Origin of the sequence: Pseudomonas sp. 43(2021), assembly GCF_017490805.1 — a bacterium.
In the GTDB taxonomy this organism is placed as follows: Bacteria; Pseudomonadota; Gammaproteobacteria; order Pseudomonadales; family Pseudomonadaceae; genus Aquipseudomonas.
Genome location: NZ_JAFGYJ010000570.1, coordinates 1 through 435 on the forward strand (window position 1 = coordinate 1; position 435 = coordinate 435).

Annotated in this window: 1 protein-coding gene; it reads right to left on the reverse strand. The window is 63.9% G+C overall.

Annotated elements, in window-relative coordinates; genetic code table 11:
* Positions 1 to 435, reverse strand: a 435-nt coding sequence (locus J5M71_RS28745) for a PAS domain-containing protein (RefSeq protein ID WP_207839073.1), incomplete at both ends; no start/stop codon positions are given.

Below are 435 nucleotides of genomic sequence, written 5' to 3' on the forward strand. Positions count from 1 at the left end.
AATCCGCGTTGCAGGCGCGGGTCTTCCAGGCACACGCGCTCATCCTTGATTGGCGGGACAGGCGCAAGGGTCAACGGCGCGGAGCGGATCGGTTCGCGCAACTGGCCGTAGAACAAGCGCCCGTCGGCCAGGCGCATCGGCCAGCAGACGTGCGCCTGAGCACTGGCCTGATCGAGCAACTGCTCCATCGGCGTTTCCAGCAACATGGTCAACGACTGCCCGACCATCTGCTCGCGGCTCAGGCCCAACAGATCCAGCGCCGCCGCATTCACCGAACAGATCCGCGCACTCTCGTCGAAGCTGAGCAGGCCTTCACCCAGCAGCCCGACAAACCCGGCGTCGGGATGAAACCGGAGCAAATAGCGTTGCGGATCGTGGCCGAGGAAAAAACAGCTCTCGATCAACCTGGCCGACAGATTGGTCAGGGCCATGGCC